The sequence below is a fragment of the Streptomyces sp. NPDC088354 genome, from assembly GCF_044753585.1.
Classification (GTDB): Bacteria; Actinomycetota; Actinomycetes; order Streptomycetales; family Streptomycetaceae; genus Actinacidiphila.
In genome coordinates this window covers 301,899-326,936 of record NZ_JBIVNJ010000002.1, presented here as the reverse complement: position 1 = coordinate 326,936, position 25,038 = coordinate 301,899, and the positions used below count along the sequence as shown (strand labels likewise).

At 73.4% G+C, this 25,038-nt stretch carries 23 protein-coding genes; 12 read left to right on the top strand and 11 right to left on the bottom strand.

Annotated features, from left to right (window positions below):
* The first annotated feature begins 632 nt into the window (after nt 1-632).
* Entirely contained in the window at nt 633-1,955 is a 1,323-nt protein-coding gene (locus ACIP98_RS04780) for a hypothetical protein (protein ID WP_401973745.1), read from the top strand.
* Between the two features lie 433 nt (nt 1,956-2,388).
* The gene (locus ACIP98_RS04775) at nt 2,389-3,399 is read left to right on the top strand and encodes an aldo/keto reductase (RefSeq protein WP_401973743.1); all 1,011 of its coding nucleotides are present in this window, start codon (nt 2,389-2,391) and stop codon (nt 3,397-3,399) included.
* 6 nt (nt 3,400-3,405) lie between these two features.
* Here ACIP98_RS04775 and ACIP98_RS04770 read toward each other — a convergent pair whose 3' ends face one another.
* Together ACIP98_RS04770 and xylA are read right to left on the bottom strand one after the other, a co-directional pair.
* Nucleotides 3,406-3,900, bottom strand: coding sequence for a GNAT family N-acetyltransferase (locus ACIP98_RS04770; RefSeq protein WP_401973741.1), 495 nt, complete (start codon nt 3,898-3,900; stop codon nt 3,406-3,408).
* A 71-nt stretch (nt 3,901-3,971) separates the two neighbouring features.
* Entirely contained in the window at nt 3,972-5,141 is a 1,170-nt protein-coding gene (xylA, locus tag ACIP98_RS04765; RefSeq protein ID WP_319658694.1) for a xylose isomerase, read from the bottom strand.
* Nucleotides 5,142-5,214: 73 nt separating this feature from the next.
* Between xylA and xylB the strand changes: the two genes are divergently transcribed.
* From xylB to ACIP98_RS04745, 4 genes are all read left to right on the top strand, one after another.
* Nucleotides 5,215-6,639 (top strand): xylulokinase, encoded by a 1,425-nt coding sequence (xylB, locus tag ACIP98_RS04760; protein WP_401973739.1) that lies wholly within the window; start codon nt 5,215-5,217, stop codon nt 6,637-6,639.
* Nucleotides 6,640-6,775: 136 nt separating this feature from the next.
* Entirely contained in the window at nt 6,776-7,366 is a 591-nt protein-coding gene (locus tag ACIP98_RS04755) for a helix-turn-helix domain-containing protein (protein WP_401973738.1), read from the top strand.
* A 38-nt stretch (nt 7,367-7,404) separates the two neighbouring features.
* A complete protein-coding gene (locus tag ACIP98_RS04750) occupies nt 7,405-8,640 on the top strand; it encodes an ROK family protein (RefSeq protein WP_319658691.1) in 1,236 nt (411 codons plus the stop codon).
* Between the two features lie 82 nt (nt 8,641-8,722).
* A complete protein-coding gene (locus tag ACIP98_RS04745) occupies nt 8,723-9,601 on the top strand; it encodes a prohibitin family protein (protein ID WP_319658690.1) in 879 nt (292 codons plus the stop codon).
* Between the two features lie 73 nt (nt 9,602-9,674).
* On the opposite strand, the gene ACIP98_RS04740 is transcribed toward ACIP98_RS04745, so the two are convergent.
* Together ACIP98_RS04740 and ACIP98_RS04735 are read right to left on the bottom strand one after the other, a co-directional pair.
* Entirely contained in the window at nt 9,675-10,961 is a 1,287-nt protein-coding gene (locus ACIP98_RS04740) for an Ig-like domain-containing protein (protein ID WP_319658689.1), read from the bottom strand.
* A gap of 232 nt (nt 10,962-11,193) precedes the next feature.
* Nucleotides 11,194-11,592, bottom strand: coding sequence for a hypothetical protein (locus tag ACIP98_RS04735; protein WP_319658688.1), 399 nt, complete (start codon nt 11,590-11,592; stop codon nt 11,194-11,196).
* Between the two features lie 185 nt (nt 11,593-11,777).
* On the opposite strand from ACIP98_RS04735, the gene ACIP98_RS04730 reads away from it, so the two are divergent.
* Nucleotides 11,778-12,062: a hypothetical protein gene (locus tag ACIP98_RS04730; protein WP_319658687.1), complete on the top strand. Its 285-nt coding sequence runs from the start codon at nt 11,778-11,780 to the stop codon at nt 12,060-12,062.
* 10 nt (nt 12,063-12,072) lie between these two features.
* Here the strand turns inward: ACIP98_RS04730 and hutH are convergent, their stop codons facing one another.
* From hutH to ACIP98_RS04705, 5 genes are all read right to left on the bottom strand, one after another.
* A complete protein-coding gene (gene hutH / locus ACIP98_RS04725) occupies nt 12,073-13,638 on the bottom strand; it encodes a histidine ammonia-lyase (protein WP_319658822.1) in 1,566 nt (521 codons plus the stop codon).
* Nucleotides 13,639-14,158: 520 nt separating this feature from the next.
* Entirely contained in the window at nt 14,159-15,313 is a 1,155-nt protein-coding gene (locus ACIP98_RS04720) for a GGDEF domain-containing protein (protein ID WP_319658686.1), read from the bottom strand.
* A 98-nt stretch (nt 15,314-15,411) separates the two neighbouring features.
* Complete coding sequence (locus tag ACIP98_RS04715; protein WP_319658685.1) at nt 15,412-16,215, bottom strand: enoyl-CoA hydratase-related protein; 804 nt, start codon at nt 16,213-16,215, stop codon at nt 15,412-15,414.
* Between the two features lie 126 nt (nt 16,216-16,341).
* The gene (locus tag ACIP98_RS04710) at nt 16,342-17,499 is read right to left on the bottom strand and encodes an adenylate/guanylate cyclase domain-containing protein (protein WP_319658684.1); all 1,158 of its coding nucleotides are present in this window, start codon (nt 17,497-17,499) and stop codon (nt 16,342-16,344) included.
* A gap of 94 nt (nt 17,500-17,593) precedes the next feature.
* Complete coding sequence (locus ACIP98_RS04705) at nt 17,594-18,436, bottom strand: biotin--[acetyl-CoA-carboxylase] ligase (RefSeq protein WP_319658683.1); 843 nt, start codon at nt 18,434-18,436, stop codon at nt 17,594-17,596.
* A gap of 142 nt (nt 18,437-18,578) precedes the next feature.
* Between ACIP98_RS04705 and ACIP98_RS04700 the strand changes: the two genes are divergently transcribed.
* The 4 genes from ACIP98_RS04700 (at nt 18,579) to ACIP98_RS04685 (ending at nt 21,236) form a co-directional block, all read left to right on the top strand.
* Nucleotides 18,579-20,168 carry an acyl-CoA carboxylase subunit beta gene (locus tag ACIP98_RS04700; RefSeq protein WP_401973734.1) on the top strand — a complete coding sequence of 530 codons (1,590 nt, stop codon included), beginning with the start codon at nt 18,579-18,581 and terminating at the stop codon, nt 20,166-20,168.
* Nucleotides 20,169-20,185: 17 nt separating this feature from the next.
* On the top strand, nt 20,186-20,389 hold the full coding sequence (locus tag ACIP98_RS04695) for an acyl-CoA carboxylase epsilon subunit (protein WP_319658821.1): 204 nt from the start codon (nt 20,186-20,188) through the stop codon (nt 20,387-20,389).
* Nucleotides 20,390-20,473: 84 nt separating this feature from the next.
* The gene (mmpB, locus tag ACIP98_RS04690; protein ID WP_319658681.1) at nt 20,474-20,605 is read left to right on the top strand and encodes a morphogenic membrane protein MmpB; all 132 of its coding nucleotides are present in this window, start codon (nt 20,474-20,476) and stop codon (nt 20,603-20,605) included.
* A gap of 13 nt (nt 20,606-20,618) precedes the next feature.
* Nucleotides 20,619-21,236, top strand: a complete 618-nt coding sequence (locus tag ACIP98_RS04685; protein ID WP_319658680.1) for a nucleoside triphosphate pyrophosphatase — start codon at nt 20,619-20,621, stop codon at nt 21,234-21,236.
* 29 nt (nt 21,237-21,265) lie between these two features.
* Here the strand turns inward: ACIP98_RS04685 and ACIP98_RS04680 are convergent, their stop codons facing one another.
* Nucleotides 21,266-21,733, bottom strand: coding sequence for a hypothetical protein (locus ACIP98_RS04680; protein ID WP_319658679.1), 468 nt, complete (start codon nt 21,731-21,733; stop codon nt 21,266-21,268).
* A gap of 375 nt (nt 21,734-22,108) precedes the next feature.
* On the opposite strand from ACIP98_RS04680, the gene ACIP98_RS04675 reads away from it, so the two are divergent.
* Nucleotides 22,109-23,881 (top strand): biotin carboxylase N-terminal domain-containing protein, encoded by a 1,773-nt coding sequence (locus ACIP98_RS04675; protein ID WP_319658677.1) that lies wholly within the window; start codon nt 22,109-22,111, stop codon nt 23,879-23,881.
* 81 nt (nt 23,882-23,962) lie between these two features.
* Here ACIP98_RS04675 and ACIP98_RS04670 read toward each other — a convergent pair whose 3' ends face one another.
* Entirely contained in the window at nt 23,963-24,961 is a 999-nt protein-coding gene (locus ACIP98_RS04670; protein WP_384294279.1) for a DeoR/GlpR family DNA-binding transcription regulator, read from the bottom strand.
* Nucleotides 24,962-25,038: the final 77 nt, after the last annotated feature.

The window sequence follows — 25,038 nt, the reverse complement described above, 5'->3', positions numbered from 1 at the left end:
GCAGATGTGGGAGTGGTGGGTGCGCAGGAGACGAAGGTCGGCCCGTGCTCCTTCCACACCCCTTCGAGCAGGGCGCGGATCTCGTCGCGCGCCCTCGTCCAGGGCGCCGGGTCGGCTCGTCGGCGAGCGCCACCTGCGGTCTCTCCCCAGCGCGCGGGTGATGGCCACCCGCTGCCGCCGGCCGCCGGAACCCGTGCAGGACTGCGCCGTTGCCCGGGTGGACCACTGAGGGCGCCGACGGCACCGGCCGTGCCCGGTTGCGAGGCGACCCGCGCGGCTCCCGGAGGAGGGCGCGCTCCGCGCCTCGGTGACGGTCACGTCGGTGCCCGGGCCGTGGAGCGGCTGGAGTACCTTGCCGTGTGCCCGCGTCATGCCCGCCGACACCGAGTCGACGGTGGTGACCGGCGCGACAGCGAGGGCCGGTCCCAGGGCGGCTTTCCGCCGGCGGAGGAGTTCGCCCCGGAGTCGGATGAGAACTCCGAGCGCCCTGGCGGGAAGCCGCGGCCGGGGATTTACCGAAGCCCGAGGCAGGCGTGGGGGCCGGATGAGAGGGTCGGCGCCTGGATGAGAAGCGTTCTGACGGTGGCGCGCATCAGGGAACGCGCGGCCATGCACGATGGGGAGACTCGCAGATGACGGACGGAACGCCGTGGGGCGGGGACGGACACGGCACCCGCCAGGGGGCCGGCGACGGTTCCGGGCCGGAACACGGCGGCGGCTTCGGGCCGCCCGCCCCGCCGGTGTACGGCTCCGCCCGGCCCCCGTACCCGGCGACGCCCGCCTGCGCACCGCCGCCGGCGTCCCGGCCCCGGCGCGCCACGCTGCTGCTCGCCCTCGCCGGTGTCGCCACCGCCGTCCTGGTGGCCGGGCTGCTCATAGCGAGCCCCTGGAGCGACGGTTCCGCGGGGACGGCCCCCGGCGGCTCGCCGGTGGCGGCCGCCGACGCCGCGCGGATGCTGCGCGAGGCCGCGGACAACCTGGAGAAGGCCCAGGTGCTGTCGTACCGGGGTGAGTTCGCCCGCGACGCGGGCTCGACCACGCCCTTCGACCTGCAGACCACACCGGGCGGATGGGGCCGCGGCTCCCTCGGCGACGAAGGCCTGACCGTACGGATGCTCACCGCCGGCGACAACCGGCTGGCCAAGGCGGACCAGGCGTACTGGAAGAGCCGCGGCTACTCCGGCGACCTGCTGGACCGCATCTCCGGCCAGTGGCTCGACGCGGCCTCCGACCTCCCCGAGATCGACGACCTGACGGCCCCGCTGGCCCCCGCCAACGTCGCCGCCCTGCTCCGGGACGCGGCCGGCAGCGCGTCCTCCGCCACCGCCTCCCCGGCCCGGGAGGCCGGACGGGCCGCCACGCTGCTGTCCACGCCGGGCGGCCGCTTCTCCATCAGCGACTCCGCGCCCCACACCCTGCTCCGCCTGGCCTCCGGCTCCTCCCCCGCCGCGACCGGACCGCTCCCACTGGCCGCCGGCACCGACACCTCCGTCTCCGTGCTCACCGGCACCGACCGCGACGCGTTCACCACCGGCTTCGAGCAGGACCTGACGGCGCTGCGGACCGCCGTCGACCCCACGGTCACCTTCACCACGGTCGGCAAGGCGCGCTTCTCCCCCTGCGGCAGCACCAGTTGCACGGCCCGCTTCACACTCCAGAACTCCGCGTACGGATCGGCGGGCGCCGAAGCGAGCGCCGACGCCCCGGTCCACGCGGAGATCACCATCGACATGACGCTCGACGGCAGGAAGATCAAGCGCTGCGCCTACCAGCGGACGATGCAACCCTCCGGCTCGGTCGCACTGACCTGCACGGCCACCTACACCGCCGCCACCAGCAGCGACCACACCGTCCGGGGCGTGCCCGACGCCTGGGCGCGCGCCGTCCCGGACGACGAACTCACCCGGCTGCGCGAGGGCTTCGCCAAAGGCACGGCCGGCGGCCAGGCGGCCTGACCCGTCCGGGCAGCCGATTCCTGCCGCCCCGGCGGGCAGGCGCCCCGCGGCGCCCCGCCCGGCGCGCGTCCCGGCCGCCGCTCTCCCGTGAGATCCGTACGCGGCTGACCCATGTACACGGCTGCGCCGAGGTGCCGACCGACGGCGCCGTCGTCGGCGCGGACGAACTCCCCGTCCGGGACGCGGTCGCCGTCCGGGCCGGCCGGTGCGCCCCGCCACGACGTCGAGTTCCGCCGCGAACGCCCCCCTCGTCCCGGCCTGCGCGCCGCCAGCGGCACCGGCGCCGACAGCACCCGTGCTCCAGGTGCGCGACGGCGGTCCCGCGCTGCCCCCCGCCGCCCCCGCCGGACCTGCCGCCCGGCGGAGGCGCCGTACCCGGTGATCCCCAACTCTCCTTGCCGTGAGTCCACTCGAAGGCGTTGGCTGGTCTTCCATGGAGTACACGCAGCTGGGCCGCACGGGTCTGAAGGTCAGCCGGATCGTGCTGGGCACGATGAACTTCGGCGGGCAGACGGACGAGCCGGACAGTCACCGGATCATGGACGCCGCACTGGACGCGGGCGTCAACTTCTTCGACACGGCGGACATCTACGGCACGGCCGAGGAAAAGGGACTGACGGAGAAGGTCATCGGCGCGTGGTTCGCACGCGGCGGTGGCCGGCGCGACAGGGTCGTGCTGGCCACGAAGGTCTACGGGAACATGTCGGCCGACGGAAAGGCGTGGCACGAGCAGTCCTGGCCCAACCACGACCGGCTCACCGCGCTGCACATCCGGCGGGCGGCGGAGGCGAGCCTGCGGCGGCTCGGCACGGACCGCATCGACGTCTACCAGTTCCACCACATCGACCGCGCCACGCCCTTCGAGGAGATCTGGCAGGCGGTCGACGTGCTGATCCGCCAGGGGAAGATCCTCTACGCCGCGTCGTCGAACTTCCCCGGTTACAAGATCGCGCAGGCCAACGAGCTCGCCGCGAACCGCGGCATGGTGGGCCTGGTCAGCGAGCAGTGCCTGTACAACCTGGCGGAGCGGCGGGCGGAGGCCGACGTGATCCCCGCTGCGCGGGAGTACGGCCTCGGGGTGATCCCGTGGTCGCCGCTGCACCAGGGACTGCTGGGCGGCGCGCTGCGCAAGGAGCGCGAGAACACCGGGTCCCGCACCAAGGTCGGCCGGTCGGCCGCGGGCCTGGCCGATCCGGCGGTCCGGGCCAAGGTGCAGGCGTACGAGGACCTGCTGGACAAGCACGGTCTGGAGCCGGGCGAGGTGGCCCTGGCGTGGCTGCTGACCCGGCCCGGGGTCACGGGGCCGATCGTGGGGCCGCGCACGACGGAGCAGTTCACGTCGGCACTGCGCGCGGTGGAACTGAAGCTGGACCCGGAGGTGCTGGCCGGGCTGGACGAGATCTTCCCGGGGCCGGGGCCGGCCCCCGAGGCGTTCGCCTGGTGAGTCGCCTCACACCGGGGCCGCCGGGAGCCGCTTCGCCATGAATCGCTCCGGGCGGCCGTCGGGCATGAGCCCGCGTTCGCCGGAGTCCTCGAAGCCGTTGCGGCGGTAGAGCGCGGCGGCCGGCTCGTTGCCGTCCGCGACGGCGAGGGTGAGCACCGCGGCGCCGGTCCCCGCGGCCCAGGTCTCGACGGCCCGGATCAGCAGGTCGGCCACGCCGTGGCCGCGCGCGTCGCGGGCCACCCACATCGAGATCAGTTCTGTGGTGCCGGGCTGCTCGCCCCGGACACCGCTCGCCATGCCGCAGGGCACTCCGTCGCGCACGGCCGCCAGGTGGGTGCCGGGCAGGGCGAGCCGGTCGCGCCAGCGCTCCTCGCGGTCCCCGGTGCCCTGCCAGTCGGCGAGTCGGGAACCGAAGGCGTGGGGGGCGTCGGCGAGGGCGGCCAGGCGCAGGCCGCGCCACAGCCGCCAGTCGTGCGGGGTGAGCGTACGCAGTTCCGTCATGCGGGCAGGTTGCCGCCGGGCGGGACCCGGCGGCAACCCGTTTACGGCCCGGGGGCCGCGCTTGGACCGGCTCAGCGGGTGCCGAGCAGGTGGTCCATGGCGAGCTGGTCCAGCTGCTCGAAGGCGGACCCGCGGGTGGCGACGGCGTCGGCGTCGAACTCCTCGTAGGCGCCGCGGTCGGCGAGCAGGTCGGCCAGGCTCTCGCCCTCGCCGAGGGTCGGCTGCGCCAGCTGGTCCAGGCGGGAGGCCTTCAGCGCCTCCTGCACGGCCGGGTCGGCGCGGAACGCGGCGGCGCGCTCCTTGAGGATGAGGTAGTTGCGCATGCCGCCGGCGGCGGAGGCCCACACGCCGTCCATGTCCTCGGTCCGCGGGGGCTTGAAGTCGAAGTGGCGCGGGCCCTCGTAACCGGCCGTCTCCAGCAGGTCGACCAGCCAGAACGCGGAGCGCAGGTCGCCGGCGCCGAAGCGCAGGTCCTGGTCGTACTTGATGCCGGTCTGGCCGTTGAGGTCGATGTGGAAGAGCTTGCCGTGCCACAGCGCCTGCGCGATGCCGTGCGGGAAGTTCAGCCCGGCCATCTGCTCGTGGCCGACCTCGGGGTTGAGGCCGACGAGCTCGGGGTGGGCCAGCTCGTTGATGAACGCCAGCGCGTGGCCGATGGTCGGCAGCAGGATGTCGCCGCGCGGCTCGTTCGGCTTGGGCTCGATGGCGAAGCGGATGTCGTAGCCCTGCTCGATGACGTACTCGCCGAGGAGGTCGAACGCCTCCTTGAAGCGGTCGAGGGCGACCCGCACGTCCTTGGCGGCACCGGACTCGGCGCCCTCGCGGCCGCCCCAGGCGACATAGACCTTGGCGCCGAGCTCGGCGGCGAGGTCGATGTTGCGGATGGTCTTGCGGAGTGCGAAGCGCCGCACCTCGCGGTCGTTCGCGGTGAAGCCGCCGTCCTTGAAGACCGGGTGCGTGAAGAGGTTGGTGGTGGCCATCGGCACCTTCAGGCCGGTGGCGTCCAGGGCCTGGCGGAAGCGCTTGATGTGGCCCTCACGCGCGCTGTCGTCCGAGCCGAAGGGGATCAGGTCGTCGTCGTGGAAGGTGACGCCGTAGGCACCGAGCTCGGCGAGCCGGTTGACGCTCTCGACGGGGTCGAGGGCGGGGCGGGTCGCGTCGCCGAAGGGGTCGCGACCCTGCCAGCCGACGGTCCAGAGACCGAAGGTGAACTTGTCGTCGGGGGTGGGGGTGAAACTCATCGCGGCGGCTCCTATTCGTAAGACCGCTGAACAAATTAATATGCGAACGCCGCTTTGTGAAGGGAGCCGCAGCATGAGCCGCGACATGGGGCACGGAACGATCGCACTGGGTGTGGACAGCTCCACGCAGTCCACCAAGGTGCTGGCAGTCGAGGTGGAGACCGGAAAGGTGCTGGCCAGGGGCCAGGCACGGCATGTGGTGAGCGAGGGGGAGGGCCGCGAGACCGACCCCGAGGTGTGGTGGACGGCACTCGGCGAGGCCCTCGCCCAGCTCGGCCCGTACGCCGCGGAGGCGGGGGCGATCTCCGTCGGCGGGCAGCAGCACGGCCTGGTCGTACTGGACGCGGACGGCAAGCCGCTGCGCCCCGCGCTGCTCTGGAACGACGTGCGCTCCGCGCCTCAGGCGGCCGCCCTGGTCGAGAAGCACGGCGCCGCCTGGTGGGCGGAGCGCTTCGGCAGCGTGCCCGGCACGAGCTTCACCGTCACCAAGTGGGCCTGGCTGGCCGAGCACGAGCCGGAGGCCGCCAAGGCCGCCGCGGCCGTGCGGCTGCCCCACGACTTCCTCACCGAGCGGCTCAGCGGGGCCGCCGTCACCGACCGCGGCGACGCCTCCGGCACCGGCTGGTGGGCCACCGACACCGAGGCCTACGACGAGGCGATGCTGGCCTCGATCGGCCTGGACCCGGCCCTGCTGCCCCGCGTCCTCGGCCCCGGCGAGCAGGCCGGCGCCGTGCTGCCGGGCCTGCCGCTGCGCGAGGGCGCCCTCGTCGCCGCGGGCACCGGCGACAACGCCGCCGCCGCCCTCGGCCTCGGCCTCGCCCCGGGCCAGCCGGCGCTCAGCCTCGGCACCTCCGGCACCGTCTACACCCCGTCGGCGGCCCGTCCCGCCGACCCGACGGGCATCGTGGCCGGCTTCGCCGGCGGCCACGGCGGCTGGCTCCCGCTGGCCTGCACGCTCAACTGCACGCTCGCCGTCGACAAGGTCGCGGCCCTGCTCTCGCTCGACCGGGAAGCGGTGGCCCCGGGCGGCTCCACCGTGCTGCTGCCGTTCCTCGACGGCGAGCGCACGCCCAACCTCCCGTACGCCTCCGGCCTGCTGACCGGGCTGCGGCACGACACCACGCCGGGGCAGATCCTCCAGGCCGCCTACGACGGCGCCGCGTACGCCCTGCTCAGCGCGCTCGACCAGGTCCTCGCGGTCGACGGCGCCCCCTCCGACGCACCGCTGCTGCTGATCGGCGGCGGCGCCCGGGGCACCGCCTGGCGGGAGACCGTCCGGCGGCTCTCCGGCCGCGCGGTGCGCGTCCCGGTGGCCGACGAGCTCGTCGCCCTCGGCGCTGCGGCCCAGGCGGCGGCCCTGCTGACGGGCGAGACCCCGCAGGAGATCGCCCGCCGCTGGAACACCGCGGAGGGCCCGTCCTACGACCCGGTCCCGCGTGACGAGGAGTCCCTCGGCCGCATCGGGGCGGAGCTGTCGCGGGCCTTCGGGGTGGAGTGAGCGGTCCCCGGCGGCGACGCGGCCTTCCGGTGGGGCCCGCGCGGAGCGTCCTCCGCGCGGGCCGCACCGGCGCGGGAGACGTTCGCCACCCGGTACGGCCTTGACAAGATCGCTTGCCGGAACGGCAAATGGAGGCATGGCAGACGACGACATCCCCGGCGTGCTGTCCGCCGTCGGACCCCGGCTGCGGGCCCTGCGGCGGGAGCGCGGTGCCACGCTCGCGCAGGTCGGCGAGTCCACCGGGATCTCGTCGAGCACCCTGTCCCGGCTGGAGTCCGGGCAGCGCAAACCCACGCTGGAACTGCTGCTGCCGCTGGCGAAGGCGTACGGCGTGCCGCTGGACGAACTGGTGGGGGCGCCACCGACCGGGGACCCGCGCGTCCATCCGCGCCCGGTCACCCGGCACGGGCAGACCTTCGTGCCGCTCACCCGCTACCTGGGCGGGCTGCACGCGTACAAGATGATCATCCAGGCGCCGCAGGACCCGGCCGCACGGCCCGAGCAGGGGCGCCACGAGGGGTACGAGTGGGTCTACGTGCTCTCCGGCCGCCTGCGGCTGGTCCTCGGCGACCACGATCTGATGCTGACCGCGGGTGAGGCCGCCGAGTTCGACACCCGCACCCCGCACGGCTTCGCCAACGCGGGACCGCAGCCCGTGGAGTTCCTGAGCCTCTTCGGGGCCCAGGGCGAGCGGATGCACGTACGGGCCCGTCCGGCGGGCGGTTGACCGGGCCGCTGGGCGTGCGAGGGTGGGGACATGAACGCATGAAAGGTACATCGGACATCGAACACCGGACGAGAGGGGATCTGCGCGTGGCGGACGGCCCGGGATCGCAGGCGGGCGTGCGGAGGCGGAATCTGGCCCTGGTGGCCCATGCCGTGGCCGCGTACGGCGAGATGTCCCGCGCCGCGGTGGCCGCCGAGGTCGGGCTGACCCGCGCGACGGTCTCGACGCTGGTGGACGAGTTGCTGGCGGCCGGGCTGCTGGTGGAGCTCGGCACGCAGCGCCCCGGCACGGTCGGCCGGCCCGGCACCGCGCTCGCCCTCAGCGACACCGGCCCGGTCGGCCTGGGCGCCGAGGTCGGGGTCGACCACCTGGCGGTCTGCGCGATCGACCTGCGCGGCACGGTCCGCGTCCGGGCCCGCGTCGAGACCGCCAACCGCGGCCGGCCCGCACCCGAGGTACTGCGCGAACTCGCCGCGCTCGTACGGCAGGTGACGGAGGAGGCCCGGGAGGACGGGCTCTTCCCCGCCGGGCTGACGGTCGCCGTACCTGGCCTGGTCGGGCGCGACCGGCGGCAGGTGACGCGGGCCCCCAACCTCGACTGGGAGGACGTGCCGGCCGCGGAGTTCTTCGACGGCCTCACCCCCGCCGCGACGCTGGTCGACAACGAGGCCAACCTCGGCGCGCTGGCGGAGCTGTGGCTCGGCGGCCACGAGGGCGTCACGGACTTCGTGCACGTCTCGGCGGAGATCGGCATCGGCGCCGCGCTCGTCGTCGACGGCCGGCTGTTCCGCGGCGCCCGCGGCTTCGCCGGGGAGCTCGGCCACGTACCGGTGTTCCCCAACGGACCCCGCTGCTCGTGCGGCTCCCGCGGCTGCCTGGAGCAGTACGCGGGCGAGGAGGCGGTGCTGCGGTCCGCCGGGATCCGCCTCGACCGGTCGGACGCCCTCAAGGCCCTGCACACCGCGGCCGCCGGGGACGACCCCGCGGCGCTGAAGTCGCTGGCCGCGGCCGGGCAGGCGTTCGGCATCGCGCTCAGCGGCGCGGTGAACCTGCTGGACCCGCAGGCCGTCGTGCTGGGCGGCACCCTCGCCGCGCTCGCCCCCTGGCTGCGCGGGGCGCTGGTGCGGGAGCTGGACCGCCGGGTGACCGACCGCCAATGGCCCGCGGACGCCGTCCTGGTGTCCCGGCTGGGCCGGGAGGGCGTCCTGCTGGGCGCGGCCTACAGCGTCGTGCGCGACGTCCTCGACGACCCCCAGCAACTGCGAACCTCCTAGACTCCGGGGGCCGTTACGATGCGCTGCGCGCCGCACGGGGAGGCGGCGCGGACCGCTTCGCCCCAGGGGGATTCCCGTGTTCGTGCTGTGCATACTGCTGCTGATCGCGGCCGTCGTGCTGTTCCTGGTCGGCCGCGGCCGCACCGGGGGCTGGAAGCTCGGCGCGGCGCTCGGCGCCCTCGCCGGCGTGCTGGCCGGAGTCTTCGCCTGCGTCCACGTCGTGAACGCCTACGAGGTCGGCGTACCCGTGACCTTCGGCAGAGTCGGCTCGCCGATGACCTCCGGCGTCCACCTCACGTCGCCGTTCACCGACATCACGTCCTTCTCCACCCGCCCGGCGGACCTCGACCTCTACGACAAGGACGTCGTCGAGGTCCGCTCCTCGCAGGGCGGAGTGCTGTACGCGGACGTCACCGTGAAGTGGGCCGTGGTGCCCGCCAAGGCCGTCGCCCTCTACCGGCTGGCCGGCAACGAGGAGGCCATCCAGGAGCGCCTGGTGGTGCCGGACAGCCGCGAGATCATCCGCAACGTCTTCGCCAGGCACACCAGCGAGGAGGGCTACGCCTCCGCCCGCGAGGAGATCGGCCGGGAGATCGACGCCCTGATCAAGGAGCGCCTCGCGCCGCGCGGCATCGACATCACGGCCGTCAACCTGCGCAATGTGCGGCCCTCGGACCAGCTGCAGACGCAGATCGACAAGAAGATCCAGCAGGAGCAGGACACCGAGCGTGCGGTCGAGGCGGCACGCACGGCCAAGGCCGAGGCCGAGCGCAAGCGCATCGAGGCGGAGGGCATCGCCCGCGCCAACCAGATCATCGCCCGCTCGCTGAACGACAAGGTGCTCTACAACCAGTGCCTGGAGGCCTTCAAGGACGCCGCCAAGGCCCACCCGGTGTACGCGGTCCCCTGCGGCACGAACGGCAGCGGCGCCCCGGTCATCGTCGACGGCTCCAAGGACTAGCCCGCACGCGCGCGAGGGGCCCGGAACCGTGCGGTTCCGGGCCCCTCGCGCGTCGGGAGGAAGCCGAGAGGGATCAGACGGCGCTGCCGGCCTTCCAGTCGGCCCAGCTCATGTTCCAGCCGTTGAGCCCGTTCGCGGGGTCGACCGTCTTGTCCTTGGAGTTCTTCACGATCACCACGTCGCCGATGATCGAGTTCTGGTAGAACCAGTACGCGTCGGTGCTGGTGTCCTTGGCGCCCTTGGTGTCGTTCAGGCCCACGCAGCCGTGGCTGGTGTTGACGTGGCCGAAGACGTAGTCCGAGCCCCAGTAGTTGCCGTGGATGAAGGTGCCGGACGTGGTCAGGCGGATGGCGTGCGGCACGTCCTTGATGTCGTACTCGCCCTTGCCGTCGTCGTCGGTGAAGCCGACGGTGGCACCGTTCATCCGGGTCTCGGTGAACTTCTCCGACATCACCATCTGACCGTTGTAGGTGGTGTGCTCGTCGGAGCCGGCCGAGATCGGGATGTTCTTGATGACCTTGCCGTCACGGACGACCTTCATCTGGTGGGTCGAGGCGTCGACCGTGGAGACCTGGCTGCGCCCGATCTTGAAGGAGACGGTCTTCTCCTGGACGCCGTAGACGCCGTCGGCGCCCTCGACACCGTCCAGGTTCAGCTTGACCGTGACGGTGGAACCGGCGGTCCAGTAGTTCTGGGGGCGGAAGTCCAGGCGGGTGCCGTTGAACCAGTGGCCGACGACCGGCTGGCCGCTGCTGGAGCTGACCGTGATGCCGGACTGGACGGCCTTCTTGTCCGTGATGGCCTTGTTGAAGTTGATCGACACCGGCATGCCCACGCCGACGGTCTGGCCGGCCTCGGGCGTGTAGTAACCGATGAAGCTGTGCGCGGCCGAGACGGTGGTGAACGTCGAGTTCTCCGTCGCCTTGCGGCCCTTCGCGTCCTCCGCCTTGGCGACGATCGTGTACTGGGTGGCGCGCTCCAGCGGCGCGTTCGGCGCCCAGCTCGTGCCGTCGGCGGAGATCGTTCCCTCGATCTCCTTGCCGCCCGAGACCGCGGTCATCGTCACGGCGCTCAGCTTGCCGTCGGTGACGGCGACCTTGGAACCGGAGTTGATGCTGACGTTGTCGGCGCCGGTCTTGGGGGTGATGGCTATTCGGGCGTCGGAGGCGTCCTGGGCCGCGGCCTCGTCCACCGACGCCTGGGACTTGACGGTGTTGTCGGTGCCGGCGTCCGCCTTGTCCCCACCGCAGGCGGTCAGCGTGATCGCGCCGACGGCCAGCAGTGCTATCGCTGCCAGCCCGGTTCCGCGCTTGCGGGTGGGGCGCGGGTCGTTGGCTGTGCCGGTCTCGGCGCGCTTCACACGAATCTCCAATGTCTTCGGTACGCGATCCCCCAGCCCGCGGCTACGCGGGCCGCGGACCTCAATTCGAGCCTCGGTCGTACTCTCGGGAACTGCCAGGGTCTTAGGTCCGTTCCTCCACGCCGCAGAGTGTGGGAAACAACACCATCGCGTTGCCCACAGCAGCTCATGCGGAACCCCGGGCCCAATGATGGGCCCGGGGCCTGTGAGGCACGCACCTATCAAGACGCGTTCAGCGGCGGCCCGGTTCCTTCCCTTCCGCATCGGCGTCGTCGGATGCGTCGTCGTCGGCGTCGTCGGCGGCCTCGTCGTCGTAGAGGTCCCACTCGTCGGAGTCGGGGTCGTACTCGGTGTGAGCGCAGGACCATGACGCCTGGACCATCTCGATCCCCGGCACGCCTGTGACCAGGTCGAACGGATCGACCAGGTACGCCAGGGCCTCCGACTCGTCCTGGCGGACCGAGGACTCCGCGTGCTGCCGCTCGTCGTCGGGCATGTACTCGTCGCCGCCGAGCTGGTCGAGCGCGGCATCCGTCAGCTCGTCGGACCCCGTGATCTCCAGGACCAGCTCGACCTGGAGCCGCACGTATCGCGGCCCGCTCTCCCCGATGGGGATGTCAGTAGTGCTCATGTGACGGAGCGTATGCTCGCGCGGCCCGCCGCGGGGGGAGGCACCCGGATCCGGGCGGGAGGATACCCGCGGGGGCGGCGCGGAGGTTGCGGAAGGGGGCGTTCCGGGTTCGAACTTTCCTCCGCCCCCTTGTCTCACTACCATCGGGCTCCACGGTCAAGTCACCGCATCCGCTGGGGGATCCATTGACCTCGTACCGCCCTCCCGCCTACGTCGCCGTCACCGCCGCGGCCGTCCTGGGCGCGCTCTACTTCGTGCCGAACGCGTCCGCCAGCCCGGAGCACACGACGACGACGGCTGCCGAGGTGTCCACGACCACCTCCACCACCGCGTCCGGCGGTGCCGGGGAACAGCGGCTCGCGGACACCGGCAGCGTCGACACCACGCCGTACCTGATCGGCGGCACCGCGTTCCTCGGCATGGGTGCGGCGCTCGTCCTCAATGCGAGCCGCCGCGCCCGCGCCTACTGACCCACCGGACTCAGGCGAGCGGCCCGGTCGCCGACTCGGCCGCCGCCACCAGCGCGCCGCTGCGCACGAACTCGTACGCGGCCGCCAGGTCCGGCGACAGGAAGCGATCCGGGCCCGGCCCGGTCACATCCGCCTCACGCGCCGCCTTCAGCACCGCCTGCGACGCCGGCGCGGGCACCAGCACCTCGCTGCCCTGCACCCGCAGCTCGATCGCCCGGGACGCGGCGACCAGTTCGATCGCCACGATGCGGGCCAGGTTGTCCACGGCCTGCCGCAGTTTGCGCGCGGCCGACCAGCCCATCGAGACGTGGTCCTCCTGCATCGCCGAGGAGGGGATGGAGTCCACCGAGGCCGGGACCGCGAGCCGCTTGTTCTCGCTGACGAGCGCGGCCTGCGTGTACTGAGCGATCATCAGGCCCGAGTCCACGCCCGGGTCGTCGGCCAGGAACGCGGGCAGGCCGTGCGAACGGCTCTTGTCCAGGAGCCGGTCGGTGCGCCGTTCCGCTATCGAGCCGAGGTCGGCGGCCGCGATGGCCAGGAAGTCCAGCACGTACGCCACCGGGGCGCCGTGGAAGTTGCCGTTGGACTCCAGCCGCCCCTCGGAACCGTCCTCCCCGAACACCACCACGGGGTTGTCGACGGCCGCGGCCAGTTCGCGTTCCGCGACGGTCAGCGCGTGCGCCACGGTGTCCCGGCCCGCGCCGGCCACCTGCGGAGCGCAGCGGATCGAGTACGCGTCCTGCACACGGGGCGCGTCGTCCTGGTGGTGCCCGGTGAGTCCGGACCCGGCGAGCACCCGGCGCATGTTGCCGGCACTGGCGGCCTGGCCCGGGTGCGGGCGGATGGCGTGCAGTTCGGGGGCGAGCACCTTGTCGGTGCCGAGCAGCGCCTCCAGGGACAGCGCGGCCGTGACGTCCGCGGAGGTGAACAGCAGGCGCAGGTCGTCGAGGGCCATGACGAGCATGCCGAGCATGCCGTCGGTGCCGTTGATGAGGGCCAGGCCCTCCTTCTCGCGCAGCTCGACGGGCGTGATGCCGTGCTCGGCCAGCAGCTCCGGCACGGGCCGCACGACGCCGTCGGGGCCTTCCGCCTCGCCCTCGCCCATCAGCACCAGCGCGCAGTGCGCGAGCGGGGCCAGGTCGCCGGAGCAGCCCAGCGAGCCGTACTCGTGGACCACAGGGGTGATGCCGGCGTTGAGCAGGGCGGCCATCGTCTCCGCGACGACGGGGCGCACACCGGTCCGGCCGGAGGCGAGCGTCTTGAGCCGCAGGAACATCAGCGCGCGGACGACCTCGCGCTCCACCCGCGGGCCCATGCCGGCCGCGTGCGAGCGCACGAGGCTGCGCTGCAGCTGGGCGCGCAGCTCGGGGCTGATGTGCCGCACCGCCAGCGCGCCGAAGCCGGTGGAGACGCCGTAGACGGGCTCCGGCTTGGCCGCCAGCGCGTCCACGACGTCGCGCGCCGCGGCGATCCCGGCCAGCGCCTCCGCCGACAGCTCCACGTGCGCGCCACCCCGGGCGACCGCCAGCACATCCTCCACCGTGGCCCCGTGGGCCCCGATCACCACGTTATGCATACCCATATTCACGCACCCTACGGACTGAATCGCTAGCTGTCACGTGTCCGGTTTCTCACCTCCGCGGCACGACGCCGCGGGCGGCGCGAGCGCCCTTGACGGCGGGCGCCCGCACGAGCGGAGGCCGCGACTCCCGCCCCGCGAGGGGGACGGCAGGGCGTCGACCCCGCAGCGCGGAATCCACGACACGCGTCGCACGCCCCGGCACCCCGGCGACTCCCGCCACGGCCGGGGGCCCGACACAGCGGCCCGCCCACGCCCGGGAACCACCTCCGGCGCACGACGGGCGACCGGAACACGCCCCGCGGCGCGAAGCCACCGCCGTCGGCGCCGCCGAGCCGGCCATCGGACGCCGGACGCCCCGGCCCCCCGGCACCACACACCGGCACCACCCGCAGCCCGGACGCGACTCCCACGCCCCCGGAACCACCTCCGGCGCACGACGGCCGACCGGAACACGCCCCGCGCCGCCGCAGGGAGGACACCTCGCGCCGGCCGGGACGGCACGGGCGTCGCCCGCCTAGTCCCGGCCGCGGAAGCGGCGGCGTTCGACGTCGTGGCCGGCGGGCTGGTCGGCGAGGCGGACGACCGGGTCCTCCGGCGCGCCGCGGCCCGCCACGACCGGCTCGATGGAGTGCAGCGCCTTCGCCCGGTACTGGGCGGCGTCCGCCAGCCGGAACAGTCGTCGCGCCGAGGTGACCGGCCCGATCTCCGCGTCCGTCGAGGCCACCCCGACCGCCACCCCGTCGCCGAGTCCCAGCCACTTGGTCCGAACGCACAGTTCCTCGGCCACCCGGACCACGTCCTCGGCGCCGTGCCCCACCGACAGCAGGCAGAACTCGTCGCCGCCCAGCCGGGCCACCAGGCTGTCCGCCAGTGCCGCGCCGCACAGCGAGAGCACCGAGCCGAAGCCGACCAGCAGGCGGTCGCCGACCGCGTGCCCGAGCTGGTCGTTGACCCGTTTGAGGCCGTTGAGGTCGCAGACCACCAGGCTGACCGGGGTGCCGTCGCCGCGGTGCCGTTCCAGGGCCTCCTCCAGGCGCTGGTCGACCGCCCGCCGGTTGGCCAGCCCCGTCAGGGGGTCGGTGAAGGCCAGCCGCCGGACCTCCGCCAGCCGCTCGGTCTGCGCGATACCGGCGGCCGTGAGCGCCGCCAGGACGGTGGCGAACTCCGTGTCGTCCCGGTCGAAGACCGGCCGTCCGGCCGCCCGGGCGACGTACAGCTCGCCCCAGGCCAGCCCGTGCAGCAGGATCGGCGCGATCACGCAGGAGGAGCGGCCGCGCCGGCGGAGCATGGCGACCCGCTGGTGGCAGTAGGCGCCGGCGCGGTCGCCGGCCGGGCCGTCCGCCGTCTCGACCCAGGCGTGCGGTTCGCCGCCCTCGGTCCACCGGCCGTGCAGGAACTCCACGATCTCGGGGAAGTCGGCGACCGAGTAGACCTCCTCGGCCGGCTGCGCCTCCTCGTCGGGCGCGAGATCGCCGTCGTTGACCAGGACCCGCAGCCGCCCGCGGTCGCGCTCCCAGCGGGAGACCGCCGCCATGGTGCCGCCGAGGGCGACCCGCGCGGCGGTCGCGGCGGCGACGACCGCCTCCATCGGCGACTTCGCCGCCGCGACCGCCCGCGCCAGCTCGGCGACGGCGCGCAGTCGGGCGTCCCCGCCGCCGGTGCCGTTCATGCGCCCGTCTCCTGTCGCCGCCGCTTTTTACCAGTTTGCGACGTTTACCGGATCGTGCGCGCTCCGAGCCCGCCCGGCACGGCCGTTTCCCGCGCCAATCACTCCCCCGGCCACACCGGGTCGCGCTTCTCGTTGAACGCCGCGACGCCCTCGGCCCGGTCCCCGGAGAAGGCGACCGAGCGCCAGGCCGCGTCCTCCACGTCCAGGCCGGTGCGCAGGTCCGTGCCCTGTCCGAGGCGCAGCGCCCGCTTGGCGGCCCACAGCCCGACCGGGGAGTTCCGGGCCATCCGGCCGGCCAGCGCCAGCGCCTCCGCGCCGTCCTGGCCCTCCTCGGCGAGGACGTCCACCAGGCCCAGCGCGAGCGCCTCGGCGGCCGGCACCCGCCGCCCCGTGAAGATCAGCTGCGCCGCCCGGGCGGCGCCCACCCGGCGCGGGAGCAGCTGCGTGCCGCCGCCGCCGGGGATCACCCCGACGCTGACCTCCGGCAGGCCGACGACGGCCGTCGGGTCCGCCACGATCACGTCGCAGGCCAGCGCCAGTTCGTAGCCGCCGCCCAGCGCGTAGCCGTGCACGGCGGCCACCGCGGGCATCGGCAGCTCCAGCACGGCGGTGTAGGCGGCGCGGGTGTGCGGGCGCTGCTTCATCAGGTCGGCGTCGGAGAAGGAGTTCCGCTCCTTGAGGTCCGCGCCCACGCAGAAGGCCCGTTCGTGGGTCGAGCTCACCACGGCCACGCTCACCGAGCGGTCGGCCGCCAGCGCCTCGCACGCCTCGGTGATCGCGCGCGCCATCCCGGTGGAGACGGCGTTCATCGCCTTCGGCCGGTCGAGCACCAGCTCGGCGACCCGCCCCGCGTCACCGTGCCGGCGGACCGCCACCCACTCACCAAACCGCAGCTCGGACATTGCCCACGCACCCTTCGGGTCGGCCGTTAACGATCGTGAACCAACCCGAGCAGGGTAGGGCGCGGCCCCCGCCGGCGAAAGCGGCACCGCGGACCCGTACGGCCCGTGCGCGCCCCGCGCCGGCGATCAGCCCCCGCGGCGGCTCAGCAGCCAGGGCTCCACGACGCCGAGACCGCGCACCGGCCGCCGCCACATCGGCTGCAGCGCGAACCGGTACTTCTCGTCCGACCCGGGCTCGACCTCCGCCTCGGACTCGGGCGCCTCGCCGCCGGCGACCAGCGCCTGCGCGAGCTCCCCGTCCACGAGCACCGCGTCCCGGGGCGCTATCGAGGTCAGCCGGCTCGCCAGGTTCACCGTCGTGCCGAAGACGTCGCCCATGCGCGTGGTGACCGTGCCGAAGGCGATGCCGACCCGCAGCGCCGGCATCGTCTCGTCGCCGTTCATCGTCTCGATCAGCCGCATGCCGATCTCCGCGGCGGTGCCCGGGTCGTCGGCGATGAACAGCACTTCGTCACCGAGGGTCTTGACCAGCCGGCCGCCGTGGGCGGCGACCTGGTCGGCGGCCGTGGTCTCGAAGGCCTCGACCAGTTCGCCGAGTTCCTCCTCCTCCAGCCGCCGGGTCAGCCGGGTGAAGCCGACGAGGTCGGCGAAGCCGACCGCGAGCCGCCGGTCGACGGCCTCCTCGTCGTCGGAGCGCACGACCCGGCTGGTGGCGGCGGCCAACTGCCGCCGCCAGACGTAGGTCAGGAACTCCTCCAGCTCCGGCAGCAGCAGCTCGACCAGCGGGTAGGCCACCTCGGCCCGGGTCAGGCCGGGCTCGGGCGGCTCGGTCAGCTCCTCCAGGAAGGAGTCGGTCTGCCACTCGGCGAGCCGCGCGGTGGTCTGCCCCGTGGAACGGGCCACTTGGATGGCCGTGTTCTCGCTGATCAGACCGGCTTCCACCAGACCCGCCAGGCGCCGCAGCGCGAGCACGTCGGCCTCGGTCAGGGCCCGTGCCTGGCCGATGTCGGCGAAGCCCATGGCCCGCCAGAAGCGGGCCGCGAGGTCCATGGAGACGCCGGCGCTGCGGGCCGCCTGGAACGGCGTGTAGAGCCGCTCGGCGCCCATGATCAACTGCTCCAGGCGGAGCGCGATGGGGTCCTCTTCCGGCCCGGACGGCCCGGCCTCCGGTTCGTCCCCCGGCCCGTCCGGCTCGTCGTCGGGCGCGGTGCCCTCCGGCCCGCTCTCCGGCTCCCGGTCCGGTCCGTCGTGCGACGGGAGGTCGCTCGCGTCGTCCACGGTCACCGCCCGCCCCCTCCAGGGTCCCTGCGTAGTGGCCCTTCCGCACACCTGTTGTATGGCGGTTGCCGCACCCACCATACGACAGGTGTGGCCTGGCTCACTCTCCCGCCGGCCGCACATGGACGACGTCGCCCGCGGCGACCGCCCGCTCGCCCGCGGCGGTGGCCACGACCAGGCGCCCGTCGTCGTCCACGGCGACCGCCCGGCCGGTCGCCTCGGTGCCGCCAGGGAGCACCGCGCGCACCGTGCGGCCCAGGGTCGTGCAGCCGGCGGCGTACGCCTGCTGCAGCCGCGAGGCCGCCGGATCGCCCTCCGCGCCCAGCCACTCGCCGTACCAGTCGGCCAGCGAGCGCAGCACGGCGCGCAGCAGCGGATCGCGGTCGGTGACCTTCGCCCCGGCGAGCGCCAGCGACCCGGCAGCGGGCACCGGCAGCTCGTCCTCGCGCAGCGTGACATTGAGCCCGATACCCAGGACGACGGCGTCGTCGCCCACCCGCTCGGCGAGGATGCCGCCGGTCTTGCGCTCCTCGCCGCCGACGGTCACCAGCACGTCGTTGGGCCACTTCAGGCCGGTGTCCACGCCCGCCGTGCGCGCGACGGCGGTGGCCGTGGCGACCCCGGCGAGCAGCGGCAGCCAGCCCCAGCGGTGGGCGGGAGCGGCGGACGGCCGCAGCAGCACGGAGAAGAACAGCCCGGAGCGGGCCGGCGCCTGCCACTGGCGGTCCAGCCGGCCGCGCCCGGCGGTCTGCTCCTCGGCGACCAGCACCGCGCCCTCGGGCGCGCCCTCGCGGGCGCGGGCGCCCAGGTCGCTGTTGGTGGAGCCGGTGGCCTCGACGAGGTCGAAGGAGGTCCACCGGCTGTCCGGCGTGACGATCGCCTTGCGCAGGGCCGTCACGTTCAGCGGCGGGCGGTCGAGGTCGGACCAGCGGTTCGATGTCATGTGTCCCAGCCTAGGAGCAGGGGTGTGGTCAACGCCGCACTGACCGGGCAGCATCCGCGCGGTTACGCTACGGAAACAGAATTACTCGCCAGTCACGTCACACCCTCAGATCCACCCGACGGGAACAGGAGAGCCGCTTCCCATGGCTGAGCCGGAGTACGACATCCACACGACCGCGGGGAAACTCGCGGACCTGCGCCGCCGCACCGAGGAGGCGACCCACGCAGGCTCGGCGCGCGCGGTGGAGAAGCAGCACGCGAAGGGCAAGCTGACGGCCCGTGAGCGCATCGAACTGCTGCTGGACGAGAACTCGTTCGTGGAGCTCGACGAGCTCGCGCGGCACCGCTCGACCAACTTCGGCCTGGAGAAGAACCGCCCCTACGGCGACGGCGTCGTCACCGGCTACGGCACCGTCGACGGACGTCCGGTCGCGGTGTTCTCGCAGGACTTCACGGTGTTCGGCGGGGCGCTCGGCGAGGTCTTCGGCGAGAAGATCGTGAAGGTCATGGACTGGGCGCTGAAGACAGGCTGCCCGGTCATCGGCATCAACGACTCGGGTGGCGCCCGCATCCAGGAGGGCGTGACCTCGCTCGGCCTGTACGGCGAGATCTTCCGCCGCAACACCCACGCCTCCGGCGTGATCCCGCAGATCTCCCTCATCATGGGCCCCTGCGCGGGCGGCGCGGTGTACTCCCCCGCCATCACCGACTTCGTGGTGATGGTCGACCAGACCTCGCACATGTTCATCACGGGACCGGACGTCATCAAGACCGTCACCGGCGAGGACGTCGGCTTCGAGGAGCTCGGCGGCGCCCGCTCGCACAACTCCGTCTCCGGCAACGCGCACCACATGGCGGGCGACGAGAAGGACGCCATCGAGTACGTCAAGGCACTGCTGTCGTACCTGCCGTCCAACAACCTCCAGGAGGCGCCGGCCTACCCCCAGGAGGCGGACCTGGAGGTGGGCGCCGAGGACCTGGAACTCGACGCGCTGATCCCGGACTCGGCGAACCAGCCGTACGACATGCACAAGATCATCGAGCATGTGCTGGACGACGGCGAGTTCCTGGAGACGCAGGCGCTGTTCGCCCCGAACATCGTCACCGGCTTCGGCCGGATCGAGGGCAGCCCGGTCGGCATCGTCGCCAACCAGCCGATGCAGTTCGCCGGCTGCCTGGACATCAACGCCGGCGAGAAGGCCGCGCGCTTCGTCCGCACCTGCGACAGCTTCAACGTCCCGGTCATCACCTTCGTGGACGTCCCCGGCTTCCTGCCGGGCACCGACCAGGAGTGGAACGGCATCATCCGGCGCGGTGCCAAGCTGATCTACGCGTACGCCGAGGCCACCGTGCCGCTGATCACCGTCATCACCCGCAAGGCGTTCGGCGGCGCCTACGACGTCATGGGCTCCAAGCACCTGGGCGCCGACCTCAACCTGGCCTGGCCGACCGCGCAGATCGCCGTCATGGGCGCCCAGGGCGCGGTCAACATCCTGCACCGCCGCACGCTCGCCGAGGCCGGTTCGCCGGAGGAGGCCGAGTCGCTGCGCGCGGAGCTGATGCGGGAGTACGAGGACACGCTGCTGAACCCGTACGTCGCCGCCGAACGCGGCTATGTCGACGCCGTGATCATGCCCTCGGAGACCCGTGTGCACCTGGTGAAGGGGCTGCGGACGCTGCGCAACAAGCGCGAGAGCCTGCCGCCGAAGAAGCACGGCAACATCCCGCTGTAAGGAGTGTGCCCACGATGATGATCAAGGTTGAACGGGGCAACCCGACCCCGGAGGAACTGGCGGCCGTCGTCGCCCTCGTCCAGGCGCGGGCCGCGGCCGCACCCGGCCCCGCCGACGGCCCGCGGCAGGCCGACGAGTGGGCCGCCCCCGCGCGCAACGTGCCGTCCCGGCCGCTCCGCCCGTCGCCGGCGGCCTGGCGCGCCACGTACTGGCCGCACTGACCCGGGCCCGCACCCGCGGCGTGCCGCCCGCGCCTGAGTATCCGTACTCAGGCGCGGGCACCGCACACGGCGCACCCTGGACGGATGCTGTGGTCCGACCCGTCCGACGAACCCCCCGAGGAGATGCGGCAGGCCCAGGCGATGCTGCGCCGGGCGATGCTCGTGATCGCCGTCGCCGTCCCCGTCATCACCGCGCTGGTGGCCTGGCGCTGCTGACTACGATGACGGCATGACCGACAGCCGCAGCGCCCGCACCCGCCCGCTCGTCCTCGCGTCCGCCTCCCCCGCGCGGCTCGGGCTGCTCAAGAACGCCGGACTCGACCCGCGGGTCGTCGTCAGCGGCGTCGACGAGGAGGCGGTCAGCGCCGGCAGCCCCGCCGAACTCGCTCTGGTCCTGGCCGAGGCCAAGGCCGCCGCGGTCGCCGCCGGGCTCTCCGGCGACGAGGTGGTCATCGGCTGCGACTCCGTGCTCGACCTGGACGGCCAGGCCCTCGGCAAGCCGTCGGACGCGGAGGACGCCACGGCCCGCTGGAAGTCCATGCGCGGCCGGTCCGGCGTGCTCCGCACCGGACACTGCGTCATCGACCTGGGCGCGGGCGGCCGCAGGGTGTCGGCCACCGCCTCGACCACGGTCCGCTTCGGCACCCCGGACGACGACGAGATCGCCGCCTACGTCGCCTCCGGCGAGCCGCTGGCGGTGGCCGGCGCGTTCACGCTCGACGGCCGCTCGGCCCCGTTCGTCGACGGCATCGAGGGCGACTCCGGCAATGTCATCGGGCTGTCGCTGCCGCTGCTGCGCCGGCTGTTCGCGGACCTCGGCCTGCGCATCACGGACTTCTGGGTCTGAGGCGTCCGGGTCGGTCCGGGACTTCCCGGTCAGACCGCGGCGGGCGCCACGGGAGGCGGCGGGGGCGTGCTCCCGCCCGGCTGGTCGGCGGCAGGGGCCGCCGGGGCCTCACCTCCGGCGTACAGGAGCAGGCTGAGCACCACCAGGCCCATGATCACCACCATCCCGACGAACGCCGCCCAGCCCACCGGCGCGGCCAGGCCGGCGGCGAGCACGCCGTGGGTCACGGCGCAGACGATCAGCAGGATGCGGCCGAGGCGCCCGGGGGCGCGGTCCCGGACCGCGGCGCGGGCGAGCACGATCGCGCACCCGATGAGGAAGAGCGCCATCACCACGCCGGCCGCCCACGCACCCGCCGCCATCGCGCTGGGCTTCAGCCCGCCCAGGGACATCTGCTGGTGCTCGACGGCGATGCCCATCACCCAGTTGACGACGGCGAAGCCGAACGCCTCCAGGACGAGCACCACGGCCGCTGTCGCGGCGACACTCCTGCGCACTGCGCGCCCCCTGTCCCCGACCGGCTTACCGCCGGTATCACGTAAGGCGCACGCTACTAACGGGTAGGAGTTGCGGCAAGGGTTTCGCCGCCGCCACCCGTATGGGGCGCTGGTCCGGCAAAGATTTCCCCGGGCCTTCGTGGAGTTCCCACAAAACCAACGCCCCGTCGGCCACGGTGGAGGCTGGTGACCCGGCCCACACCCCAGGGCCCCAAGCACCGGGATGAATAGGGATTTACCGTGGGAAGCCACGGCATCCGAGCCCCCGGCGGGGACTCGTGTCACCCTCCGTGTGGGCAAGCTCACCCCCAGGGGTGCCTCGGCACGAAGTGTCGCCAGTACCTAAACTCTGCTTGTTTCAAGGAGGGAGCCATCGTGCGCAAGGTCCTCATCGCCAACCGCGGTGAAATCGCAGTCCGCGTCGCCCGTGCCTGCCGGGATGCCGGGATCGCCAGTGTGGCCGTCTACGCGGAGCCGGACCGGGACGCGCTGCATGTGCGCGTGGCCGATGAGGCGTACGCGCTGGGCGGTGACACTCCGGCCACCAGTTACCTGGACATCTCCAAGGTGCTGGCGGCCGCTGCCGAAGCCGGGGCGGACGCCGTCCACCCGGGGTACGGCTTCCTGTCGGAGAACGCCGACTTCGCCCAGGCGGTCCTCGACGCGGGCCTGACCTGGATCGGCCCGCCGCCGCAGGCCATCCGCGACCTGGGTGACAAGGTCGCCGCCCGGCACATCGCGCAGCGCGCCGGCGCGCCGCTGGTGGCCGGCACCCCCGACCCGGTCTCCGGGTCCGAGGAGGTCGTCGCCTTCGCGCGTGAGAACGGCCTGCCGATCGCCATCAAGGCCGCCTTCGGCGGCGGCGGACGCGGCCTGAAGGTCGCCCGCACGCTGGAGGAGGTCCCGGAGCTCTACGACTCCGCGGTGCGCGAGGCGGTCGCCGCCTTCGGCCGCGGCGAGTGCTTCGTCGAGCGCTACCTGGACAAGCCCCGGCACGTGGAGACCCAGTGCCTGGCCGACCAGCACGGCAACGTGGTCGTCGTCTCCACCCGTGACTGCTCGCTGCAGCGGCGCCACCAGAAGCTCGTGGAGGAGGCGCCCGCGCCCTTCCTGACCCCCGAGCAGAACGCGCAGCTCTACCGCGCCTCCAAGGCCATCCTCAAGGAGGCCGGCTACGTCGGCGCGGGCACCTGCGAGTTCCTGGTCGGTACCGACGGCACGATCTCCTTCCTGGAGGTCAACACCCGTCTCCAGGTCGAGCACCCGGTCACCGAGGAGGTCACCGGCATCGACCTGGTCCGCGAGATGTTCCGGATCGCCGACGGCGAGGAGCTCGGTTACGACGACCCGCCGATGCGCGGTCACTCCTTCGAGTTCCGCATCAACGGCGAGGACCCCGGCCGCAACTTCCTGCCGGCCCCCGGCACCGTCACCCGGTTCGACGCGCCGTCCGGTCCGGGCGTGCGCCTGGACGCGGGCGTGGAGGCCGGCAGTGTCATCGGCCCCGCCTGGGACTCGCTGCTGGCCAAGCTGATCGTCACCGGCGCCACCCGGCAGCAGGCGCTGCAGCGCGCCGCCCGCGCCCTGGCCGAGTTCCAGGTCGAGGGCATGGCCACCGCCATCCCGTTCCACCGCGCGGTGGTCGCCGACCCGGCGTTCGCGCCCGAGGTGCACGGCGGCGAGGGCCCGTTCACGGTCCACACCCGGTGGATCGAGACGGAGTTCGTCAATGAGATCCCGCCCTTCACCGCCGCGGTCGACGGCGAGGAGTCCGAGGAGCCGGGCCGCGAGACCGTCGTGGTCGAGGTCGGCGGCAAGCGCCTGGAGGTCTCCCTCCCGGCCTCGCTGGGCATGACCCTGGCCCGTACGGCGGCCGCCGGCGGCGCCCGTCCCAAGCGGCGCACGGCGAAGAAGGCCGGCTCCGCCGCCTCCGGCGACAGCCTGGCCTCGCCGATGCAGGGCACCATCGTGAAGGTGGCCGTCGAGGAGGGCCAGGAGGTCAAGGAGGGCGACCTGGTCGTCGTCCTGGAGGCGATGAAGATGGAGCAGCCGCTCAACGCGCACCGCTCCGGCACCATCAAGGGCCTGGCCGCAGAGGTCGGCTCCTCCGTCTCCTCCGGCGCGCTGATCTGCGAGATCAAGGACTGATCCGCGCTCGGGACGACGCAGTACCGCACGCACGGCACCGCACGCGGGCCCCGGCCGACGATCGGCCGGGGCCCGCGGTGGTCAGCGGCGGCGGGGTGCCAGGTCCGCGATCCGCGCGGCCTGCTGCTCCCCGGCCAGTTGGGCGGTGCGCAGCGGGGACATGCTCCCCGCGACGCCTCCGGCCGACTGGCCGGCGGCCCGGGCGCGCGGCTCACCGGGTGGGGCCGCGCTGCCACCGGAGTAGCCCGGTTGCGGGTGCTGGTGCCGGCGGGGGCCCGGCACGGGCGGCATCTCCCGCCGCTGCCGCCCGTGGGGCATCCCGCCGTCCACTCCGTCGGTCGACGCCACCGCGACCTGCACACCGCGGTCGGCCAGCGCCTGGAGCTCGGTCGCGGCACGGTCGTCGCCCGCGGGCGGCGCGTCGGTGACCAGATGCGTGATCAGGTCCGTCGGCACCGTCTGGAACATGGTGTCCGTGCCCAGCTTGGTGTGGTCGGCCAGCACCACGACTTCCGCGGCCGCCTGGACCAGTGCCCGGTCGACGCTCGCGGAGAGCATGTTCGAGGTGGACAGGCCGCGCTCTGCGGTGAGACCGGCCCCGGACAGGAACGCCCGGGAGACCCGCAGCCCTTGCAGGGACTGCTCGGCGCCGCTGCCGACCAGCGCGTAGTTGGACCCGCGGAGCGTGCCGCCGGTCATGACGACCTCGACCCGGTTGGCGTGCGCCAACGCCTGCGCCACGAGCAGGGAGTTGGTCACGACGGTCAGCCCCGGCACCCGGGCGAGCCGGCGTGCCAGCTCCTGGGTGGTGGTACCGGCACCGACGACGATGGCCTCGCCCTCCTCGACGAGACCGGCCGCGAGATCGGCGATCGCCGTCTTCTCCGCGGTCGATAGATGGGATTTCTGCGGAAAGCCGGACTCCCTGGTGAAGCCCCCCGGCAGCACCGCACCGCCGTGCCGGCGGTCGAGCAGTCCTTCTGCCTCCAGCGCCCGCACGTCACGCCGTACGGTCACTTCCGAGGTCTGGACGACGCGGGCGAGCTCACGGAGCGAAACCGCTCCATTGGCGCGCACCATTTCGAGGATCAGTTGGCGACGTTCTGCTGCGAACACGAAACTGACAGTAACGCCAATGACCGTCTGCTATCAGCAGT

Excerpts from the sequence above, each read along its gene's own strand:
- xylB (WP_401973739.1), top strand. The coding sequence starts at position 5,215 with ATGAGCCGCGACATGGGGCACGGAACGATCGCACTGGGTGTGGACAGC.
- ACIP98_RS04705 (WP_319658683.1), bottom strand. The coding sequence starts at position 18,436 with ATGACATCGAACCGCTGGTCCGACCTCGACCGCCCGCCGCTGAACGTG.
- xylA (WP_319658694.1), bottom strand. The coding sequence starts at position 5,141 with ATGAGTTTCACCCCCACCCCCGACGACAAGTTCACCTTCGGTCTCTGG.
- ACIP98_RS04750 (WP_319658691.1), top strand. The coding sequence starts at position 7,405 with ATGAAAGGTACATCGGACATCGAACACCGGACGAGAGGGGATCTGCGC.
- ACIP98_RS04755 (WP_401973738.1), top strand. The coding sequence starts at position 6,776 with ATGGCAGACGACGACATCCCCGGCGTGCTGTCCGCCGTCGGACCCCGG.
- ACIP98_RS04720 (WP_319658686.1), bottom strand. The coding sequence starts at position 15,313 with ATGAACGGCACCGGCGGCGGGGACGCCCGACTGCGCGCCGTCGCCGAG.
- ACIP98_RS04735 (WP_319658688.1), bottom strand. The coding sequence starts at position 11,592 with ATGAGCACTACTGACATCCCCATCGGGGAGAGCGGGCCGCGATACGTG.
- ACIP98_RS04780 (WP_401973745.1), top strand. The coding sequence starts at position 633 with ATGACGGACGGAACGCCGTGGGGCGGGGACGGACACGGCACCCGCCAG.
- ACIP98_RS04695 (WP_319658821.1), top strand. The coding sequence starts at position 20,186 with ATGATCAAGGTTGAACGGGGCAACCCGACCCCGGAGGAACTGGCGGCC.
- ACIP98_RS04700 (WP_401973734.1), top strand. The coding sequence starts at position 18,579 with ATGGCTGAGCCGGAGTACGACATCCACACGACCGCGGGGAAACTCGCG.
- mmpB (WP_319658681.1), top strand. The coding sequence starts at position 20,474 with ATGCTGTGGTCCGACCCGTCCGACGAACCCCCCGAGGAGATGCGGCAG.
- ACIP98_RS04670 (WP_384294279.1), bottom strand. The coding sequence starts at position 24,961 with ATGGTGCGCGCCAATGGAGCGGTTTCGCTCCGTGAGCTCGCCCGCGTC.
- ACIP98_RS04685 (WP_319658680.1), top strand. The coding sequence starts at position 20,619 with ATGACCGACAGCCGCAGCGCCCGCACCCGCCCGCTCGTCCTCGCGTCC.
- ACIP98_RS04775 (WP_401973743.1), top strand. The coding sequence starts at position 2,389 with ATGGAGTACACGCAGCTGGGCCGCACGGGTCTGAAGGTCAGCCGGATC.
- ACIP98_RS04715 (WP_319658685.1), bottom strand. The coding sequence starts at position 16,215 with ATGTCCGAGCTGCGGTTTGGTGAGTGGGTGGCGGTCCGCCGGCACGGT.
- hutH (WP_319658822.1), bottom strand. The coding sequence starts at position 13,638 with ATGCATAACGTGGTGATCGGGGCCCACGGGGCCACGGTGGAGGATGTG.
- ACIP98_RS04770 (WP_401973741.1), bottom strand. The coding sequence starts at position 3,900 with ATGACGGAACTGCGTACGCTCACCCCGCACGACTGGCGGCTGTGGCGC.